1 protein-coding gene is annotated in these 750 nt (G+C 44.4%); it reads right to left on the reverse strand.

The window, feature by feature from the left end:
* Positions 1–121: 121 nt before the first annotated feature.
* Positions 122–727 carry a kinase gene (locus tag BRO54_RS18880; protein ID WP_011229690.1) on the reverse strand — a complete coding sequence of 202 codons (606 nt, stop codon included), beginning with the start codon at positions 725–727 and terminating at the stop codon, positions 122–124.
* Positions 728–750 lie beyond the last annotated feature (23 nt).

Here is a 750-nt window from a genome sequence, read left to right on the forward strand (position 1 = left end):
AGATCAAGACAATTCGTTGATTATTCAACAAATTGTATGAAATTATCGATGATCGATTCGATGTTTTCTTTTCCAACATCGTCATCCTCGCAAAGGAACAAACCCTACCAAAGATTCCCGATCATGAGGTCATATCGAAAACAACATCCGCCCGTTTAATCGGCTCTTCGGTTTCCAAATAATAGTCTTCTGCTTTCCAATACCGGTTGATGAACTTTTGGATGTTTTGTTTCACTTGATCGTTTTCACGGGCAAAGCGAATCTCCCGCGGACAATCCAAATAGACGACGAAATCAAAGAACGGCCTCCATTCTTTCCTTTGCAGAAAAACACCTTCAATCATGATCATGTCCGAATCAGAGAGATAAACCGTTCGCTTGGAGTGCGTATCGGTCTCATGATCATAAAACGGGAGGGTCAGCTGGTGGGATGCTTTGAGTTGACGGAACAACTGATGCGTTAGCCACTCCACATCCCACTGTAAATAATAATATTCAAACCATTCCTCGTTTCCCGTATGATAACGTTTGGCTCGCTCGACAATATGATCATCCATGTGAAAAACGCACACGGAGATGCCTTGCTCCCGCAACGTTTGACTCAGCTGATTGGCTAATGTCGTTTTGCCCGATCGGCTTAGCCCATCAATCCCGAGGACCAATCGGCCCGCTGTTTTTATCGCCAAAATGGTCTTGCATAAGAAGTCGATGCGATCACGCAACTCCATCCCCCCTCATGTATTTTTAGGAT

Origin of the sequence: Geobacillus proteiniphilus, from assembly GCF_001908025.1 — a bacterium.
Taxonomy (GTDB): Bacteria; Bacillota; Bacilli; order Bacillales; family Anoxybacillaceae; genus Geobacillus; species Geobacillus proteiniphilus.

Bases quoted from the DNA above. Each gene is read 5' to 3' on its own strand.
- BRO54_RS18880 (WP_011229690.1), bottom strand. From the start codon at position 727: ATGGAGTTGCGTGATCGCATCGACTTCTTATGCAAGACCATTTTGGCG.